The 16313-nt window shown below is 74.1% G+C and carries 17 protein-coding genes and 1 riboswitch; of the genes, 6 read left to right on the top strand and 11 right to left on the bottom strand.

The genetic code is table 11. The features are described 5' to 3' along the window. Positions 1–43 precede the first annotated feature (43 nt). Positions 44–175: a hypothetical protein gene (locus tag A6V29_RS21975; protein WP_283956368.1), complete on the bottom strand. Its 132-nt coding sequence runs from the start codon at positions 173–175 to the stop codon at positions 44–46. Positions 176–440: 265 nt separating this feature from the next. Here A6V29_RS21975 and A6V29_RS14995 point away from each other — a divergent pair, with 265 nt between their 5' ends. After that, the gene (locus A6V29_RS14995; protein ID WP_137161046.1) at positions 441–689 is read left to right on the top strand and encodes a DUF6458 family protein; all 249 of its coding nucleotides are present in this window, start codon (positions 441–443) and stop codon (positions 687–689) included. Between the two features lie 227 nt (positions 690–916). Here the strand turns inward: A6V29_RS14995 and A6V29_RS14990 are convergent, their stop codons facing one another. Further along, complete coding sequence (locus A6V29_RS14990) at positions 917–1687, bottom strand: phospholipid scramblase-related protein (protein ID WP_137161045.1); 771 nt, start codon at positions 1685–1687, stop codon at positions 917–919. Between the two features lie 161 nt (positions 1688–1848). Here A6V29_RS14990 and A6V29_RS14985 point away from each other — a divergent pair, with 161 nt between their 5' ends. Further along, positions 1849–3120, top strand: coding sequence for an ArgE/DapE family deacylase (locus tag A6V29_RS14985; protein ID WP_137161044.1), 1272 nt, complete (start codon positions 1849–1851; stop codon positions 3118–3120). Next, positions 3117–3773, top strand: coding sequence for an HD domain-containing protein (locus A6V29_RS14980; RefSeq protein WP_137161043.1), 657 nt, complete (start codon positions 3117–3119; stop codon positions 3771–3773). Before A6V29_RS14985 ends, A6V29_RS14980 begins: the two co-directional genes overlap by 4 nt. On the opposite strand, the gene A6V29_RS14975 is transcribed toward A6V29_RS14980, so the two are convergent. Beyond that, a complete protein-coding gene (locus A6V29_RS14975; RefSeq protein WP_137161042.1) occupies positions 3712–3990 on the bottom strand; it encodes a DUF4031 domain-containing protein in 279 nt (92 codons plus the stop codon). The genes A6V29_RS14980 and A6V29_RS14975 overlap by 62 nt on opposite strands. Before the next feature lie 177 nt (positions 3991–4167). Here A6V29_RS14975 and A6V29_RS14970 point away from each other — a divergent pair, with 177 nt between their 5' ends. Then, entirely contained in the window at positions 4168–4722 is a 555-nt protein-coding gene (locus tag A6V29_RS14970; RefSeq protein WP_137161041.1) for a hypothetical protein, read from the top strand. A 16-nt stretch (positions 4723–4738) separates the two neighbouring features. Here A6V29_RS14970 and A6V29_RS14965 read toward each other — a convergent pair whose 3' ends face one another. The 5 genes from A6V29_RS14965 to thrC form a co-directional block, all read right to left on the bottom strand. Next, positions 4739–5521 (bottom strand): DUF72 domain-containing protein, encoded by a 783-nt coding sequence (locus A6V29_RS14965; protein ID WP_137161040.1) that lies wholly within the window; start codon positions 5519–5521, stop codon positions 4739–4741. Between the two features lie 23 nt (positions 5522–5544). Beyond that, positions 5545–5835, bottom strand: coding sequence for a hypothetical protein (locus tag A6V29_RS21000; protein ID WP_170977882.1), 291 nt, complete (start codon positions 5833–5835; stop codon positions 5545–5547). A 193-nt stretch (positions 5836–6028) separates the two neighbouring features. After that, the gene (gene groL, locus A6V29_RS14955; protein WP_137161039.1) at positions 6029–7657 is read right to left on the bottom strand and encodes a chaperonin GroEL; all 1629 of its coding nucleotides are present in this window, start codon (positions 7655–7657) and stop codon (positions 6029–6031) included. Between the two features lie 259 nt (positions 7658–7916). Next, a complete protein-coding gene (locus tag A6V29_RS14950; RefSeq protein WP_089306482.1) occupies positions 7917–8117 on the bottom strand; it encodes a cold-shock protein in 201 nt (66 codons plus the stop codon). 179 nt (positions 8118–8296) lie between these two features. Then, a complete protein-coding gene (gene thrC, locus A6V29_RS14945) occupies positions 8297–9598 on the bottom strand; it encodes a threonine synthase (RefSeq protein ID WP_212719428.1) in 1302 nt (433 codons plus the stop codon). A gap of 12 nt (positions 9599–9610) precedes the next feature. Beyond that, a riboswitch (SAM riboswitch) is annotated at positions 9611–9737 on the bottom strand. Positions 9738–10028: 291 nt separating this feature from the next. On the opposite strand from thrC, the gene A6V29_RS14940 reads away from it, so the two are divergent. Together A6V29_RS14940 and A6V29_RS14935 are read left to right on the top strand one after the other, a co-directional pair. Then, a complete protein-coding gene (locus tag A6V29_RS14940; protein ID WP_137161038.1) occupies positions 10029–10775 on the top strand; it encodes a hypothetical protein in 747 nt (248 codons plus the stop codon). A gap of 20 nt (positions 10776–10795) precedes the next feature. Continuing rightward, complete coding sequence (locus tag A6V29_RS14935; RefSeq protein WP_137161037.1) at positions 10796–11617, top strand: HAD family hydrolase; 822 nt, start codon at positions 10796–10798, stop codon at positions 11615–11617. Positions 11618–11633: 16 nt separating this feature from the next. On the opposite strand, the gene A6V29_RS14930 is transcribed toward A6V29_RS14935, so the two are convergent. The 3 genes from A6V29_RS14930 to A6V29_RS14920 form a co-directional block, all read right to left on the bottom strand. Further along, positions 11634–12533, bottom strand: coding sequence for an ABC transporter permease (locus A6V29_RS14930; RefSeq protein ID WP_249933255.1), 900 nt, complete (start codon positions 12531–12533; stop codon positions 11634–11636). Beyond that, complete coding sequence (locus tag A6V29_RS14925; protein WP_249933254.1) at positions 12530–15349, bottom strand: alpha/beta fold hydrolase; 2820 nt, start codon at positions 15347–15349, stop codon at positions 12530–12532. Before A6V29_RS14925 ends, A6V29_RS14930 begins: the two co-directional genes overlap by 4 nt. A gap of 77 nt (positions 15350–15426) precedes the next feature. Beyond that, positions 15427–16313: LytR C-terminal domain-containing protein (locus A6V29_RS14920; protein WP_137161036.1), on the bottom strand; the 887-nt coding region annotated here is incomplete at its 5' end.

The raw sequence follows: 16313 nt of genomic DNA, 5'->3' as shown, positions 1-16313 counted from the left end.
GATCGTTCCACGGGCCTCCGACAACGCGGGGCCTCCGCGGCGCTCAGTGCTCCTGCCGACGGCGGAGCCGCCAGGAGCCGCGCCGGATCGGGGCACCGCGACGGACCTGCTGCAGGCGCTCCCGCCGGTAGGCCAGCTCGGCCTCCAGCGCGGGGTCGGTGTGGTGCTGGGTCATGACGGTTCCTCTCGTCGTCCCGGATCGGACGAGAGGAACGGTCGTCCTGAGGCCCCGCGGCAGGCATCGGGGAACCACGCAGTCCTGGCCGCGACCGTTTGACGGCTGCGCCTGAGGCCCCTCAGACGCACCCCGATCGGGGGACAACGACCAGGTCAGCCGATTGAGCCGCCGACAGTCCGGGAACCCAGGGGCCCGCGGCGACCGCCGCCGGTCGGGCCTGCCCAGCGCTGTGCGCACCCCGACCGCGAGGAAGGGAGTTCGCATGCGGCTCGGAACTGCCATCGTCCTGCTCGCGCTCGGCGCGATCCTGGCCTTCGCCGTCGACGTGGCGGTCAGTGGCGTGGACCTGCAGGTGGTCGGCTGGATCCTCATGGCGGTGGGTGCCCTCGGCATCGTCCTGGAGGTGGCCGTGTGGGGGCCGCGCCAGCGGCGCGTCACCCGCACCGACGCCTACGGCGACCCCGCCGCGGGTGCGCCGGTCCGCCGGAGCACCACGGAAGAGAGCTACTGACGCACCTCGTGCGACGAGCCCCGCTCCCGGTGTGGGAGCGGGGCTCGTCGGCGTTCGGGGCCCGGACCGGATGACGGCCGCCTCGCGGCGAGATGCACGACGCGGCTCCAGCCCCCGACCGAGGTCGGGGCGGTAGTCCGCGAAGGCGTAACCAAATGGCACCCGGGGGCACGTGGCACCCGGCCCGGACGTCCTCGAGGCTACGCCGGATCGCTGCGTCGTGCCGTCTAGTTGAAGCCGCGGTCGTCCTGCTTGAGGGCGGTGTCCACGGTCAGCGCGGAGGCGATCACCATGCTCGCCAGCGGCTCGGGCAGCCGGTAGTGCACGAGGACGACGTAGCGGTCGGCGGTGGTGAACATCGTTCGCGCCAGCCCCTCCCACTTCTTCGTGATCCGGGCGACCTCGGTGCCGGCCGCGTCGGTGATCGCGAAGTCCCAGGCCCGCCAGTTCTCGGCCTGGATCGCCCCGACGACCTGTCCCCCGGCCACCAGGTCGAACCGGATCCGGCCGAAGACGTTGGCCTGCACGATCTCGCCGAGCGGCGCGCCGTCGGGGCGCTCCACGACGACCCGCGACTTCATGAATTTCGCCGGGCGGGTCAGCACGAGCACGGGGCCGCGGGCGTCCCGCACCTCGAGCCGGTGGGTGAGGAACTGGTCGAAGCTGGTGAACAGGCGCACCGCCTTCTTCGCCGCGCTCTGCCCCACCTGGACGACGGCGCCGATCTGCTGGCCGTTGCCGTCGAGCACGGCGTACTCGTTGGTCAGCTCGATGAGCTTCGTCTTCTGGTTGACCAGGAGCACGGGCTGCTCGTAGAGGGACGGTGCAGGTCCCTGCGGCAGCGGCGGGGCCTGCGTGGGTGCGGGTGCCGGCGGCGGCGGAGCTGGCGGCGCGGCCTGCTGCACGTGCTCGGTCCACCCCTGGCCGTCCCACCAGCGGGTGCCGGGAGTACCGGAGGGATCGGGGTACCAACCCGGCGGAGGCGGCGGCTGCGTCACGGCCGCACCGTATCGGGACGACGTCGCCACGCCGTCCTCCCGCACCGGAGCGCGTCCTCCCCCGCCGCGCAGCGTCCTCCCTCACCGCCCACCACGGGGGAGGACGATGCGGGATCAGGTGACCTGATCGTCGCCGCGGGGGGCGTGCCAGACTCGGGCGCGTGCCGCAGCTGACCGCCGCCGAGGAGCGGGTGCTGGCCGCGGTGGACGAGAGCTGGGTGGTCGACCGGCTGTCGACGCTGGTCGCCGTCCCGTCGGTGGGCGGCACCCCCGCCGAGAGCGAGGTGCAGCACCTGCTCGCCGGATGGCTGACCGAACTGGACTGCGCGGTCGACCTCTGGCCGATCGATCTCGCCGAAGCCGCGACCGCCGCCGACGCCCCCGGTCAGGAGGTCGAGCGCTCGGAGGCGTGGGGCGTGGTCGGCACGGTGCCCGCCGCCGAGGAGGGCACGCCGGCCCTGGTGCTCGCCGGGCACACCGACGTCGTCCCGCCCGGCGATCGCACCCGCTGGGCCGGCGACCCGTTCGTGCCGCGGCTGGCCGCCGGGGAGCTGCACGGCCGCGGCGCCTGCGACATGAAGGCCGGCGTCGTCGCCTCGCTCGCGGCGGTCGCGGCGCTGCGAACGGCGGGGGTCCGGCTGCGCCGCCCGCTCGCGCTGCACGGCGTCGTCGGCGAGGAGGACGGCGGTCTCGGCGCGTGGGCCGCCCTGCGCCGCGGGCACCGCGGCGACCTGTGCGTCATCCCCGAACCGACCGCGGGCGCCGTCGTCACCGCGCACGCGGGCGCCCTCACCTTCCGGCTGGAGGTCACCGGCAAGGCCGCACACGCGGCGATGCGCGACCGGGGAGTGAGCGCGGTCGAGCTGTTCGGCCTCGTGCACGCCGGCCTGCGGGAGTTCGAGGCCGAGCGGCAGCGCGACGCCGACCCCCGGTTCGGCGACTCCCGCTTCCCGTACGGCATCTCGATCGGACGCGTCGAGGCCGGCGACTGGGCGAGCTCGGTCCCCGACCGGCTGGTCGCCGAGGGGCGCTACGGCGTCCGGATCGGCGAGCCGGTCGACGCAGCGAAGCAGGCACTCGAATCCCGGCTGGCCACCCTCTGCGCCGCCGACCCGTGGCTGGCCGCTCATCCGGTGCGGCTCACCTGGACCGGCGGGGAGTTCGCCAGCGGCGCGCTGCCTGCCGGCTCGCCGCTGCTGCCGGCCGTCCGCCGGGCCGTCGACGACGCCGGCGGCGGCGTGCCGCCCGAGCGGGCGCTGGCGGCCGGCACCGACCTGCGCCTGTACGCCGCCGCCGGGATCCCGACGCTGCACTACGGCCCGGGCGACCTCAACCTCGCCCACGGTCCCGAGGAGCGGGTGTCCGTGGCCGAGGTCGTCACCGCGGCGCGCGCCCTCGCGCTGCTCGCCGTCCGCACCTGCGGGCTGCGATGAGCGTCGGGTTCGAGGCCTGGGCGGCGCTGGCCGGCGACTCGCCCACGTCGCGCACCGAGTGGGCCGCCGTCGTCGCCGCCTGGAGCGAGCCGCACCGCCGGTACCACGACCTCGCCCACCTGGCCGCCGTCCTGGGGATCATCGAACAGCTGGCCGGCGACGCCGCCGATCCCGACGCGGTGAAGCTGGCCGCCTGGTACCACGACGTGGTCTACGACCCCACCCGCTCGGACAACGAGGCCGTGAGCGCCGACCGGGCCCGGGCCGGGCTGCGCGGGCTGGTCCCCGACGAGCGGATCGCCGAGGTGGAGCGGCTGGTGCTGCTCACCGCCGGGCACGCGGTCGAGGACGGCGACACCAACGGCGCGGTGCTCTGCGACGCCGACCTCGCCGTCCTAGCCTCCCCGCCGGAGGCCTACGCCGCCTACGCCTCGGCGGTGCGGGAGGAGTACGGCCACGTGCCCGACGACGCCTTCACCGCCGGCCGGATCGCCGTCCTGGAGCAGCTGCTGGCGCTCCCCCGGCTCTATCGGCTGCCCGCCGTCGCCGACACGTGGGAGCCCAGGGCGCGGGCGAACATGGCCGCGGAGCTCAGCCTGCTGCGGAGCCGCGCGGCTTCCGGACCCGCAACCCCGCCGCCTGCAGGCGGCTGAGCAGCTCCCGGCACGCCACCGGCGCCGCCCCCGCGGCGACGGCGAGGTCGTACAGCTCCTCGGGCACGTCGTAGTGGTCGCCCTGGAACGCCCGCCGCGGGATGCCGAGCTCGACCTCGACGAAGACGTGCAGCTCCTCGTAGGAGACGTCGCTGACCAGGTGCGACCACTTCCGTCCCCGCCACGGCCAGACGGGGGTGTCGATGAGCACGGCCACGGTGGCAGTCTGCCCGCCCGGGCCGGCCTGCGCCGCGAGCGCCCGGGACCGTCGGTTCCGCCGTCGCCCGTGCGCCGGGGTACCCCGTCCGTGTGACTGCCCTCGAGGATGGTGCCGGGCCTGCCGATGGAGGAGGGACGTCGCGCCGGCGACGCACGTCCGGAGGTGCAGGGGTCCATGGCAGTTCTCGAGGCGCTGGGCGCCCTCGCGGCGAAGCTCACCGCAGGTGGAGCCGTCGCGAAGGCCACCGCCGCTGTGGGCATCGCGGCGGCCGGCGTGACCGGTGCCGGAGCGGCCGGCGTGCTTCCCGGCCCGGTGCAGGACACCGTGGCGGGAGCGGTCGAGGCGGTGACGCCTTTCGAGCTGCCCGCTACGGAGGACGAGACAGCCATCGACGCCGAGCACGAACCCGAGGCCTCCGAACCCGAGACCCCCGAGCCCGAGACCCCCGTCGCCGACGAGCTGCCGGAGGACGAGGGCACGGAGGGCGCGCCCGACGACGGCGGCCCTGGGGCCGGCACCGCGCACGGGCTGGAGAACGCCCTCGAGCACGCGAACGAGAACGCGCACGCGAGTCTGCAGCGGAACCTGGAACGGCAGGCGCAGCACGACGCCGAGAAGGCCGCCCGGGCCGCCGCCCGGGCGGGCGAGGCGGCCGCGCGGGAAGCCGCCAAGGGGGCTCGCACGGCGGACGCAGCGCACCTTGGTCGGGGCTCCGGACGCACGGACTGACGCCTGCTCGCCCGGCTCACACCGACGCCCAGTCCACCCCCGTGGCCTGTCCGGCAGTCGGCACGCGGGTCGGCGTCCCACCCGCGCTGCGGACGGCGTCGGCAAAGCGCACCGCGTCGATCACGGCGTTGCACCCGGGGTCGTTGTTGAAGTACACGAGGACGTCGGCGTCGCCGTAGGTCCCGACGACCCGGTCGGCCCACAGCTGCAGCGTCTCCGGCCGGTAGCCCCAGCCCTCGTACCCGTGGTGGAAGCGGAGGTAGCCCCAGTCGGCGGTGCGCCACAGCGGGGCGATGGGCTGTTCGTCCCGGTCGGCCCAGCACAGCGCCGCCCCGTAGCGCTCCAGCAGCGCGCGGATCTCGTCGGTCCACCACGAGTCGTGCCGCGGTTCGACGGCCACGCGGGTGCCGGGCGGGAACTGGGCCAGGCACTCGCGCAGCAGGTCGGCGTCGGCCTTCAGGGTGGGCGGCAGCTGCAGCAGGATCGTGTCGAGCTTGTCGCCCAGCCCGTCAGCGCGACCCATCAGCCGCGCCACCGGCTCCTCCGGATCGCGCAGCCGCTTGATGTGGGTGAGGAACCGGCTCGCCTTGACCGCCCAGCGGAAGTCCGGAGGTGTCCGGTCGCGCCACTTCTGGAAGGTCTCGAGCTCGGGCAGCCGGTAGAAGGCGTTGTTGCTCTCGACGGTGGCGAAGTGCTCGACGTAGTGCTCCAGCCAGAGCCGCTGCGGGAGCTTCGGCGGGTAGAAAGCGCCCCGCCAGTCGCGGTACTGCCACCCCGACGTCCCGATGATCACCGCCACGGGAACCGGCCTACCCTGCTCATTCACGGCTGACGCACCCACGCTTCAAGGACCTGTGCCTCGACGCGAACGACCACCAGGCGGTGGCTGACTGGTGGTGCGCCGCGATCGGTTACGTGCGCCGCGACTCGCTCGAGGACGCCGGAGGACGCCGAGCCGCGCCCGCACGACTGGCCGATCCCGATCGTCGACCCGGCCGGCGAGGGCCCGCTGATGTGGATCGTGCCGGTGCCCGAGCGGAAGACGGTCAAGAACCGGATGCACTTCGACGTCGCCGGAGAGACCTGGCCGCTGCTGCCCGCCGGCGCGCGCATGATCCGAGCGTGCGTTCGGCCGCCGGTCCGCGGCCGCTCGGCACCTTCTGCGGAGAACGAGGGTCCTGGACCGGGCGGCAGACCCCTCGTTCCCCGAACGAAGGCCGCAACGGGCCACGAAGGCCGACAGGGGCGGCCCCGCGATGCGGGACCGCCCCTGCCAGGACGTGCTGGTGCTACGAGGTGGCGTGGATCAGAAGTCCATGCCGCCCATGCCGCCGTCGGCGCCGGGCATGGCCGGAGCGTTCTTCTCCGGCTTGTCGGCGATGACGGCCTCGGTGGTGAGGAAGAGCGCCGCGATGGAGGCGGCGTTCTGCAGCGCGGAGCGGGTCACCTTGGCGGGGTCGATGATCCCGGCGGCGACCAGGTCCACGTACTCGCCGGTGGCGGCGTTGAGGCCGTGCCCGGTGTCGGAGTTGCGGACCTTCTCCGCGACGACGCCGCCCTCGAGGCCGGCGTTGATCGCGATCTGCTTCAGCGGCGCCTCGAGCGCGACGCGCACGATGTTGGCACCGGTCGCCTCGTCGCCCTCGAGGTCGAGCTTGTCGAACGCGACGGCCGTGGCCTGCGCGAGAGCGACGCCACCACCGGCGACGATGCCCTCCTCGACGGCGGCCTTGGCGTTGCGCACCGCGTCCTCGATGCGGTGCTTGCGCTCCTTGAGCTCGACCTCGGTCGCGGCGCCGGCCTTGATGACGGCGACGCCACCGGCCAGCTTGGCCAGGCGCTCCTGCAGCTTCTCCCGGTCGTAGTCGGAGTCCGACCGCTCGATCTCGCTGCGGATCTGGTTGACCCGGCCGGCGATCTGGTCGGTGTCCCCGGCGCCCTCGACGATCGTCGTCTCGTCCTTGGTGACGACGACCTTGCGGGCGCGGCCGAGCAGCTCGAGGTCGGCGTTGTCGAGCTTGAGGCCGACCTCCTCGCTGATGACCTGGCCACCGGTGAGGATGGCGATGTCGGTCAGCATGGCCTTGCGGCGGTCACCGAAGCCCGGGGCCTTCACGGCGACGGACTTGAAGGTGCCGCGGATCTTGTTCACGACCAGGGTCGCGAGGGCCTCGCCCTCGACGTCCTCGGCGATGATGGCCAGCGGCTTGCCCGACTGCATGACCTTCTCCAGCAGCGGGAGCAGGTCCTTGACCGAGCTGATCTTCGAGTTGACGACGAGCACGTACGGGTCGTCGAGGACGGCCTCCATGCGCTCGGTGTCGGTGACGAAGTAGGGCGAGATGTAGCCCTTGTCGAAGCGCATGCCCTCGGTGAGCTCGAGCTCGAGGCCGAAGGTGTTGCTCTCCTCGACGGTGATGACACCTTCCTTGCCGACCTTGTCCATCGCCTCGGCGATGAGCTCGCCGATGGCGGGGTCAGCGGCGGAGATCGACGCGGTGGCGGCGATCTGCTCCTTGGTCTCGACGTCCTTGGCCGTGGAGAGCAGGTACTCCGAGACCGAGGCGACGGCCTTCTCGATGCCCTTCTTCAGGGCCATCGGGTTCGCGCCGGCGGCGACGTTGCGCAGACCCTCGCGCACGAGCGCCTGGGCCAGCACGGTGGCGGTGGTGGTGCCGTCACCCGCGACGTCGTCGGTCTTCTTCGCGACCTCCTTGACGAGCTCGGCCCCGATCTTCTCCCACGGGTCCTCGAGCTCGATCTCCTTGGCGATGCTGACGCCGTCGTTGGTGATCGTGGGGGCGCCCCACTTCTTCTCCAGGACGACGTTCCGGCCCCTGGGACCGAGGGTCACCTTGACGGCGTCGGCGAGGGTGTTCATGCCCCGCTCGAGGCCGCGGCGCGCCTCTTCCTCGAAGGCGATCATCTTGGCCATGTGGTGATGTCCTCCATGCGTTGATCGCTGCACGGTCGGGTGCGGCGCCCGCGACGGACGACACCCGCGACACGAACCACGTAGTTCGCGCGCCGGTGCCTCACCGACCGACCTGATTGGCACTCACAGGGTACGAGTGCCAACCCGGAGTTTGGCACTCGGCCCCGGCGAGTGCAAGGAAAGGGAGCCAAGCGGGGCCCCGGGACGACGGAGGCCCGGCCCCCCTCGCGGGGGAACCGGGCCTCGGCCGGACGATCGATCAGGCGCTGCGGACCGCGTCGGCCTGGGGACCCTTGGAGCCCTGGACGACCTCGAACTCGACCCGCTGCCCCTCGTCGAGGGACTTGTACCCGTCCATCTGGATGGCCGAGTAGTGGACGAAGACGTCCTGGCCGCCGTCGACGGCGATGAAGCCGAAGCCCTTCTCGGCGTTGAACCACTTCACGGTGCCCTGTGCCACGTGTGCTCCCACGTTTTCGTGCGTGCGGTCGCCCCACCGCCGTCGGTGGGACGAGGTCTCGCTCTTCCGCCCGCAGATACGAACGTGGAACTCGAACCGAGCGGAACCGTACAGGATCGAGTGGCGAAGGTCACTCTTCCGACGCGCACGATCGCCGACCGTGTGTTAGGGCGTGTCGCTCAGCCGATGAGGCCAGCCTCCCGCGTCGACTTCAGCGACGGCTGCACGTGGTGCGTGGGGCCGACCACCGGCTCCAGCGGGTCGAGCGTCTTGAGGCCCTCGCCGGTATTGAGGACGACGGTCTCCTTCGCCGGGTCCAGCCGCCCGTCCTCCACCAGCTTGCGCAGGACGGCGACGGTCACGCCCCCCGCGGTCTCGGCGAAGACGCCGGTGGTCCGGGCGAGGTCGCGGATGCCGCGCACGATCTCCTCGTCGTCCACCCGGGCGATGGCCCCGCCGGTGCGGCGGACGGCGTCGAGCGCGTAGGGCCCATCGGCGGGGTTGCCGATGTTGAGCGACTTGGCGATGCCGGTCGGCTTGACCGGCTTGACGACGTCCCAGCCGTTGTCGAACGCCGTGGCGATCGGGTCGCACCCGGCCGACTGCGCACCGAAGATCGTCCACCCGGTGTCCTCGACGATGCCGGCGGCCGCCAGCTCGCGGAACGCCTTGTCCACCTTCGTGAGCAGCGAGCCGGATGCCATCGGGATGACGACCTGCGCCGGGATCCGCCAGCCCAGCTGCTCGGCCAGCTCGTACCCCATGGTCTTGGAGCCCTCGGCGTAGTACGGCCGCACGTTCTGGTTGACGAAGGCGGTGTCCTCGAACTCGTCGGTCTCGGCCAGCTCGCTGGTCAGCCGGTTGACGTCGTCGTAGGAGCCGTCGACGGCGACCAGCGTCTGCCCGTACACCGCCGACTGCACGATCTTGCCCGGCTCCAGGTCGGAGGGGACGAAGACGAACGAGGGCAGCCCCACGCGCGCGGCGTGCGCGGCGACCGAGTTGGCCAGGTTGCCGGTCGAGGCCGCGGCGATCTTCGTGTAGCCCAACCCCTTGGCCGCTGTCGCGGCCAGCGACACCACGCGGTCCTTGAAGGAGTGCGTGGGGTTGGCGGAGTCGTCCTTGACCCACAGCCCGCCGGTGATCCCCAGCTCCTCGGCCAGCCGGTCGGCCCGCACCAGCGGCGTCATGCCCGGGTCGAGGGAGACCCGGTCGGCGGGGTTCTGCCCGACCGGCAGCAGCGCCACGTAGCGCCAGATGTTCTGCGGGCCGGCCTCGATCTGCTCGCGGGTGACCGCGCGCATCACCTCGGGGTCGTAGTCGACCTCGAGCGGGCCGAAGCACTCGGCGCAGGCGTGCTCGGCGACGAGGCCGAAGGTGGCGCCGCAGTTGCGGCAGATCAGGCCGCGCGCGGGGCAGGGCGGCACGGGGCCGCCGGCGTGGGCGTCGGCCTGGAGAGATCCGGGAGCGGTCAGTGTCATGCGACGACTACCTCCTCATCTTCCCCGCGTCGGGCCGTCGAGCCGCGCGGGACGGAATTGGCACCTCCCGCTGCGCGAGCGCAGTCGGCGGTTGCCGGGGCTTCATCGGGCCGTGTCCCTCTGCCCCTCTGGATGAGTGAACGTCCGCACTGTACCCGCCGGTGGCAGCGCGGCCCGCGACCACCGGGATGCGGAACGCGTCGCCCCGCCCCTTGCCGCCGCACCCACGTCCCCAGCACGATCGGCATCCAGCACCGAGGGGGCAGCCGTGGATGCGCACCGACGGACACGGCCTGCCCTGGGGGTCCTGGTCCTGGCGGTCGCCCTCGCCGGGTGCGGCGGATCGAGCGGACCGCAGAGCCCGCAGCGATCTGCCACCCCGGCGACGAGCCCGGCGTCACCGTCCGCCGTTCCCACCGGCCTCGCCGCGGTGGCCGGAGACCCGCAGGCCGGTCTCACCGGCGCGCTCCTCCAGTTCCGGCGCGACGTCGAGCGCGGGCGCGTCTCGGTGCGGTTGACGGCGTCGGCCGACGGTCTGCTGGTCGACGGGCTGACCCTGCTGGCCCCCGGGCTGTCCGCTGAGCCCGGCGATCCGGGCGGTGCCGAGCTGCGTCACGGGGCGGCCTTGGACTTCCCGGTGACGGTCCGCGGGAACTGTGCGGTCGCCGTCGGCCCTGCGACGTCCGTCGTCCGGCTGCGGGACGGGAGGGGCGCCGTGCGGGAGGTCACCCTGCCCCTCGAGGACGGGGGTCTCGTGCAGCGGCTGCACGAGGGGCACTGTTTCGGCGAGGAGCTGCTGCGGCAGGTCGCGATCGAGGTGACCGACGTCCAGGAGGTCGCGGGACCGGCGCTGCAGGCCACCGTCCGCGTGCGGCGGGTCGGGGGCTCGGACGCCGTGCGGCTCACCCGCGTCGACCCGAACACCATCTACGACATCGACCCGGTCGGCGCACTCCCCACCCTCGAGGGCGACGGAGCGGTCACCGCCGTCCTGCGGCTGCAGCCGGCCCGCTGCGACGTCCACGCGCTCGGCGAGAGCTACCGGACCGGCCTGATCGGTCTGGCCGTCGCGCTCGGCGACGACGAGCCGCACACGTTCGTGCTCACCCCGGAGCCCGCCGTCCGCCAGCGGCTCGAGGCCTTCGCCGTCGAGACCTGCCGCGGAGCGGCCGACTGATCTCGGGCAGCATGGCGTCCGTGGCCGCACGGATCGTCTACACCGACCTCGACGGCACGATGGTGGGCCCGCACGGCTCGTTCTGGCACACCGCGTCCCGCCACCTGACCGGCGACCCGGCGACGGCGCTGCTCGACCTGCACCGGGCCGGCATCCCGCTGGTGCTGGTCAGCGGCCGGACGTTCGAGCAGGTCGTGGAGGCCGAACGCATCTTCGCCGCCGACGGCGCCATCGCCGAGCTGGGGGCGACCGTCGCCTGGGACCACGGCCGGAGCCTGCACCGCCTGCGGGGTGACTTCCCGGAAGGGTTCGGCGACCGGACCCCGATGGACGCGATGGCCGAGCTCGGCATCGTGGAGCAGCTGATCGCCGCCCACCCCGGACGGCTGGAGTGGCACGCGCCGTGGCACACCACGCACGAGACCGACGCCCTGCTCCGCGGGCGGGTCGACCCGCTCGCCGTCGACGCGTGGCTCGCCGAGCGCGGCGCGGGCTGGCTCACCCTCAAGGACAACGGCGCCATCCCCGCGACGTCGCGGATGACGCTCGACGAGGACCCCCGGCCGCCGCGGGTCTTCCACCTCATGCCCCGGGGCATCTCCAAGGGCGCGGCGATCGCCTGGGACCTGGAGCGCCGGGGGCTCTCCCCCGCCGACGCCGTCGCGATCGGTGACAGCGTCAGCGACCTGGAGATGGCGCCGACCGTCGGCCGGCTGTTCATCACCGCGAACGGGGCCGCCGTCGACGGGATGGCCGAGCGGCTGGCCGCCGTCCCCAACGTGACCGTCACCGACCTCCCGATGGGCGAGGGCTGGACCCAGGCGATCCGCGCGAGCCTGTAGCTCGCCCCCCGGTGGGTCAGGCGGTGACGTCGCGGCGCGCGAAGTGGCGGAAGCCCAGGGCGGTGAAGACGGCGGCGTAGACCAGGGACTGCACCACCCCGCGGAACAGGTCGCCGTCCTGCACCGGGGTCTGCAGCAGGTCGGTCCAGGCGAACTCACCGGCGGTGGGGAACCAGTCGCGCAGCGAGCCCAGCTGCTCGACCTGGTCGAGGATCGCGAAGACGAACATGGTGAACACCGCTCCGCCGACGGCGGCCAGCGGCGCGTCGGTGATCGTCGAGAACCAGAAGGCCAGCGTGCCCACGACCAGTAGGTGGACGGCGAGGTAGCCCAGCATCCCGGCGAGGCGGAGGAAGCCCTCGTCCTGGGCCAGGGTGACGCCGACCGGCGTCCGGATGGGGCCGAACCCGAAGGCGATGGAGCCCGCGAGCACCGAGACCCCGGCGAGGACGAGCAGCGCCCCGACCGAGAGCACCAGCGCGGCGAGCCACTTCTGCCGGAGCAGGCGCGCGCGGGGCACCGGCGTCGCCAGCGTGTAGCGCAGCGCTCCCCACTGGGCCTCGCTGGCGACGGTGTCGCCGAAGAACAGGGCGTAGACGACCACCAGGAAGAAGCCCGTCGTCGCGAAGAGGACGAACAGGGTGAAGTTCAGCCCGCTGGCGGTGGCGACGTCGACCAGGTTGACCCGCGTGTTCTCGCCGGCGTCCTCGCCTGCGCCGAGCTGCAGGGCGGCGATGAGCACCAACGGCAGCGCGACCATCAGCGCGAGGACGCCGAGGGTGCGCCGCCGGGCGAACTGGCGCCGCAGCTCCACCGGCAGCCGCAGCGTGCGCTCCGGCCGGTAGCCGGCCGCTGCCCCGCTGGCCTGCACCCCAGGGGCAGAAATGGCCATTTCTGCCCCTCTGTCGTCGCTCACGACTCCCCCACCAGCGCCAGGAAGGCGTCCTCGAGCCGCCGTCGCGGCGTGAACTGCTCGACGGCGACACCGGCGCTCACGAGCGCCCGCAGCGCCTCCGCGCGGGGCAGCCCGCCCAGCTCGGCGACCAGGCCGTCGTCGGTCCGGCCGGCCTGGACCCCGGGCAGCGCGGTCAGGACGGCGATCGCCCGGTCGGTGTCGGCCTCGGCCACGCCCACCAGCACCGAGCCGCCCGCACCGACGATCTCCTGCACCGTGCCCTCGGCGATCTTCTCCCCCTTGGCCATGACCACGACGTGGCTGCAGGTCTGCTCGATCTCGCTGAGCAGGTGGCTGGAGACGATGACGGTGCGCCCCGTCGCCGCGTAGTCGCGCAGCACCTCCCGCATGGCATGGATCTGCGGTGGGTCCAGGCCGTTGGTCGGCTCGTCGAGCACCAGCAGGTCGGGCAGCCCCAGCATGGCCTGGGCGATGGCCACCCGCTGGCGCATGCCCTGGCTGTAGCGGCGCACCGGGCGGTCGAGCGCCGCACCCAGGCCGGCCACTGCGATCGCCTCCTCCAGGTGGGCGTCCTCGGCCGGCCGGCCGGTCGCGGCCCAGTACAGCCGGAGGTTCTCCCGGCCCGAGAGGTGCGGCAGCAGCCCGGTCCCCTCGACGAAGGAGCCCAGCCGGGAGAGCACGGGGGCGCCGGGGCGGGCGGCGTGGCCGAAGATGCTGATCCGCCCCTCGGTCGGCCGGATCAGCCCCATCAGCATGCGCAGCGACGTGGTCTTGCCCGCGCCGTTGGGGCCGAGCAGCCCGAGCACCTGCCCCCTGCGCACCTCGAACGAGAGGTCCCGGACGGCGACGAAGCCGTCCTGGTAGGCCTTGGTCACGCCCTCGAAGCGCAGCGGCACGTCCTCGCCGTCGGGCTCCACCGCGCTGAGCTGCCGGTCCCGCCGCCGGCCCAGCAGCCGGGCGGTCCCCCAGCCCACCAGGCCCAGCCCGGCGAGGCCGCCGGCGAGCCCCCACCAGCGCCCGGCGCCGGGACCCGCCTCGACCCGCCCGTCCACCTGCGGAACGCTCAGCACCGCGCTCGCCTCGCCGAGGCCGTCGGCCAGGGCCACCGAGTGGACGGCCGGCTCCACGGGCAGCGCGAACCCCTGGTCGGTGGAGGAGACGACCAGCCGCACCGTGTGGCCGGCCTCGAACCTGTGCACGATGCCGGGCAGGGTCACCGCCACCCGCGTGGGCTCGGCCGGATCGGCCGACAGCCCGGTGAGCGCCAGCGGGGCGACGAGCCCGCCCGGCAGCGTCGTCGCCCCGCCCGGGGCGACGTCGTAGAGCTTGGCGAACAGTGTCGCCGAGCCGCCCGCCGACGAGACGGCGAGCTGCACCGACGGCGCGCCCACCACCTCGACGGCGGCGTCGAGCGGAGCGCTCTCGAAGATCGCCGACTGGCCCGGGATCTCCAGCGTCGACCCGCCCAGCGCGGAGCTGAGCGCGCCCAGCCCGGGAACGGTGGTGAGCGCGGCGGGTGTCCCGCCCGCGGGATGAACGACCGGCTGCAGCGAGCCGCGCAGCTCGATCTCGGAGGTGTCGACGCCGGGGCCGGTCAGCCCGGGATAGCGATCCGCGGTCACCGTCCGGGTGCCGCCCTGGACGCGGCCGAACGCGCCCGCCGTGCCCAGTCCGGTGGGCGCCGGGAACTCGAACGCCGGGACGGCGGTGTCCGCGCCGCGCAGGTGGACGTCGAACCAGTCGCCGACGCGCTGGCGCAGCTCCGCGGCGTCCCGGTCGGACGCCGGCGCGTCGTGACCGCCGGCGTACCAGAGCACCGCGACGTCGGTGCCGGTCGCGGCGATCCCGCGGGCGTTGGCGTCGGCCTCCCCGAGGTCGAACAGGGAGTCCTGCGTGCCCTGGACCAGCAGGGTGGGCGCGGTGATGCGGTCGAGGACGCCGGCCGGGCTCGCCCGCTCGAGGACCTCGGCGACCTCCGGCGTGAGCGTGCCGGTCGACGCGGCCACCTCGTAGGCCGCGCAGACCTCGGGGCTGAACCGGCCGCACGTGAGGGCGCCGGTGATGCCGTCGACGTCGGCAGGGGTGACGGGGCCGTTCCCCAGCACGTCACCGAGCACGTCCGGCAGGTCACCGGACGGCGCGGCCCCGAGGCCGAAGAAGATGCCCGCCCACAGCCGCTTGTAGACCCCGCCGTCCTCGGCCTGGGGCGCGGCGGCGGGGGTGGGGCCGGGCGGTGCGCCGGTCCGCGAAGGGAACAGCGCGGAGGTCAGCGAGTGCCAGGTGATCTGCGGCGCGATGGCGTCGATGCGCTGGTCGTAGGCGGCGCCGAGGAGCGCCAGCGCTCCTCCGTAGGAGCTGCCGGCCACCCCCACGCGCGGGTCGCCGTCGGCGTCCTGGACGACGTCGTCCCGCTCGGCCAGCCGGTCGATCAGCGTGGACAGGTCGGCGACCTCCGACCCGGGGTCGAGGAGCTCGATCTGCCCGGTGCTGCGGCCGAAGCCGCGCGCGGAGAAGGTGAGGACGACGTAACCGCGACCGGCGAGGAACCGGGCCTCGTCGGCGACCGACTCCTTGCTCCCGCCGAAGCCGTGCGCGAGCACCACCGCCGGGGCCGGCCGCTGGGCGTCCGCCGTCCCGGGCAGGTACAGGCTGGTGTCGAGCTCCACGGCCTCGGGGCCGGAGCCGGAGGTGATCCGCTCCTCCTCGACGCGGACGTCGTCGCCCGCTGCGGCGGGAGGTGCGGCGAGCATCATCCCGGGGACGAGCAGGCCGAGCAGCAGGACGAGGGCGCGTCCGGCGCCGGAACGCGGCCGCACGGGCCCGCGAGGACGACGCACGAACGGCCAACGGACGACCCGCGGCGGGTGTTCCGCGGGCCGCCCGTCGGCGGAGGTCAGGGCTGCCAGTCTCCGGCGGCGACGACGACGAGGCTCGGCGTGGTGATGTCGGCCGGCAGCTCGAAGAAGCGCGGAGCCGGTCCCTGGATCTGGGGGAACTGGTCGACCAGCTGGAGGGCGGCCTGCCGCTGCGTCTCGTCGCCCTCGGTGAAGAAGACCGTGGTCGCCGGCACGTCGGTGCCGTCGTACGCGCCGACGCCCGGGGACTCCCAGCCCTCGACGCCGATCGCACCGGCGATCTTCGCCGCCAGGCCGTTCACGGTGGTGGAGTTGAGCACCACCACGGGCACCCGGACGGGCGCGGTGACGACCGGCTCGACCGGTGCGGTCTCGGCGGGCAGCTCCGGCAGCGGCGGGATCGGGGTGGTCGGCGCGGGGGCGGGCGTCGTCGGCGTGGCAGCGCCGGCCTCGTCGGTCTGCGGCGAGGTGAACTGGTAGACGCCCAGGACGCCCAGCGCGACGACGCCCATGGCCACCAGGCCCTTGGCCATGCGGCGCGGCGCGCGCCGGGGGGCCTCGTCGAGCAGGTCGACGCCGCTGGCCTTGGCGGCCTTCCGGCGGGCGGCCTCGGCGGCCTGGCGCTCGGCGCGCAGGGCGGCCCGTCCACCGACCGGAGCCGAGGTCGCGCGGCCGGCCCGCGGCGCGGGGTGCTCGTCGTCGCGGGAGCCGGCGGTCTCGCCACGGCGGGACGCCGACCGCTCGGGGATGGCGGTCGTGGACGGGGCCAGCGCCGCGCGCATCTCCTCCTCGGAGGGGAGCTCGACGGAGCGGGACGGCGGGGTCCAGTCGCCGTAGCGCGCGTCGGGGGCGCCGGCGGAGGTGGTCTGCCGCGGGACGCGGGGAGCGCGCGCACCGGGCCGGTCGGCGGGCTGGGCGTCGTCGC

The sequence above is a fragment of the Blastococcus sp. CCUG 61487 genome, from assembly GCF_005222955.1.
Taxonomy (GTDB): Bacteria; Actinomycetota; Actinomycetes; order Mycobacteriales; family Geodermatophilaceae; genus Blastococcus.
The sequence above is the reverse complement of the archived record's forward strand: the minus strand, read 5'-3'. Positions and strand labels throughout refer to the sequence as shown.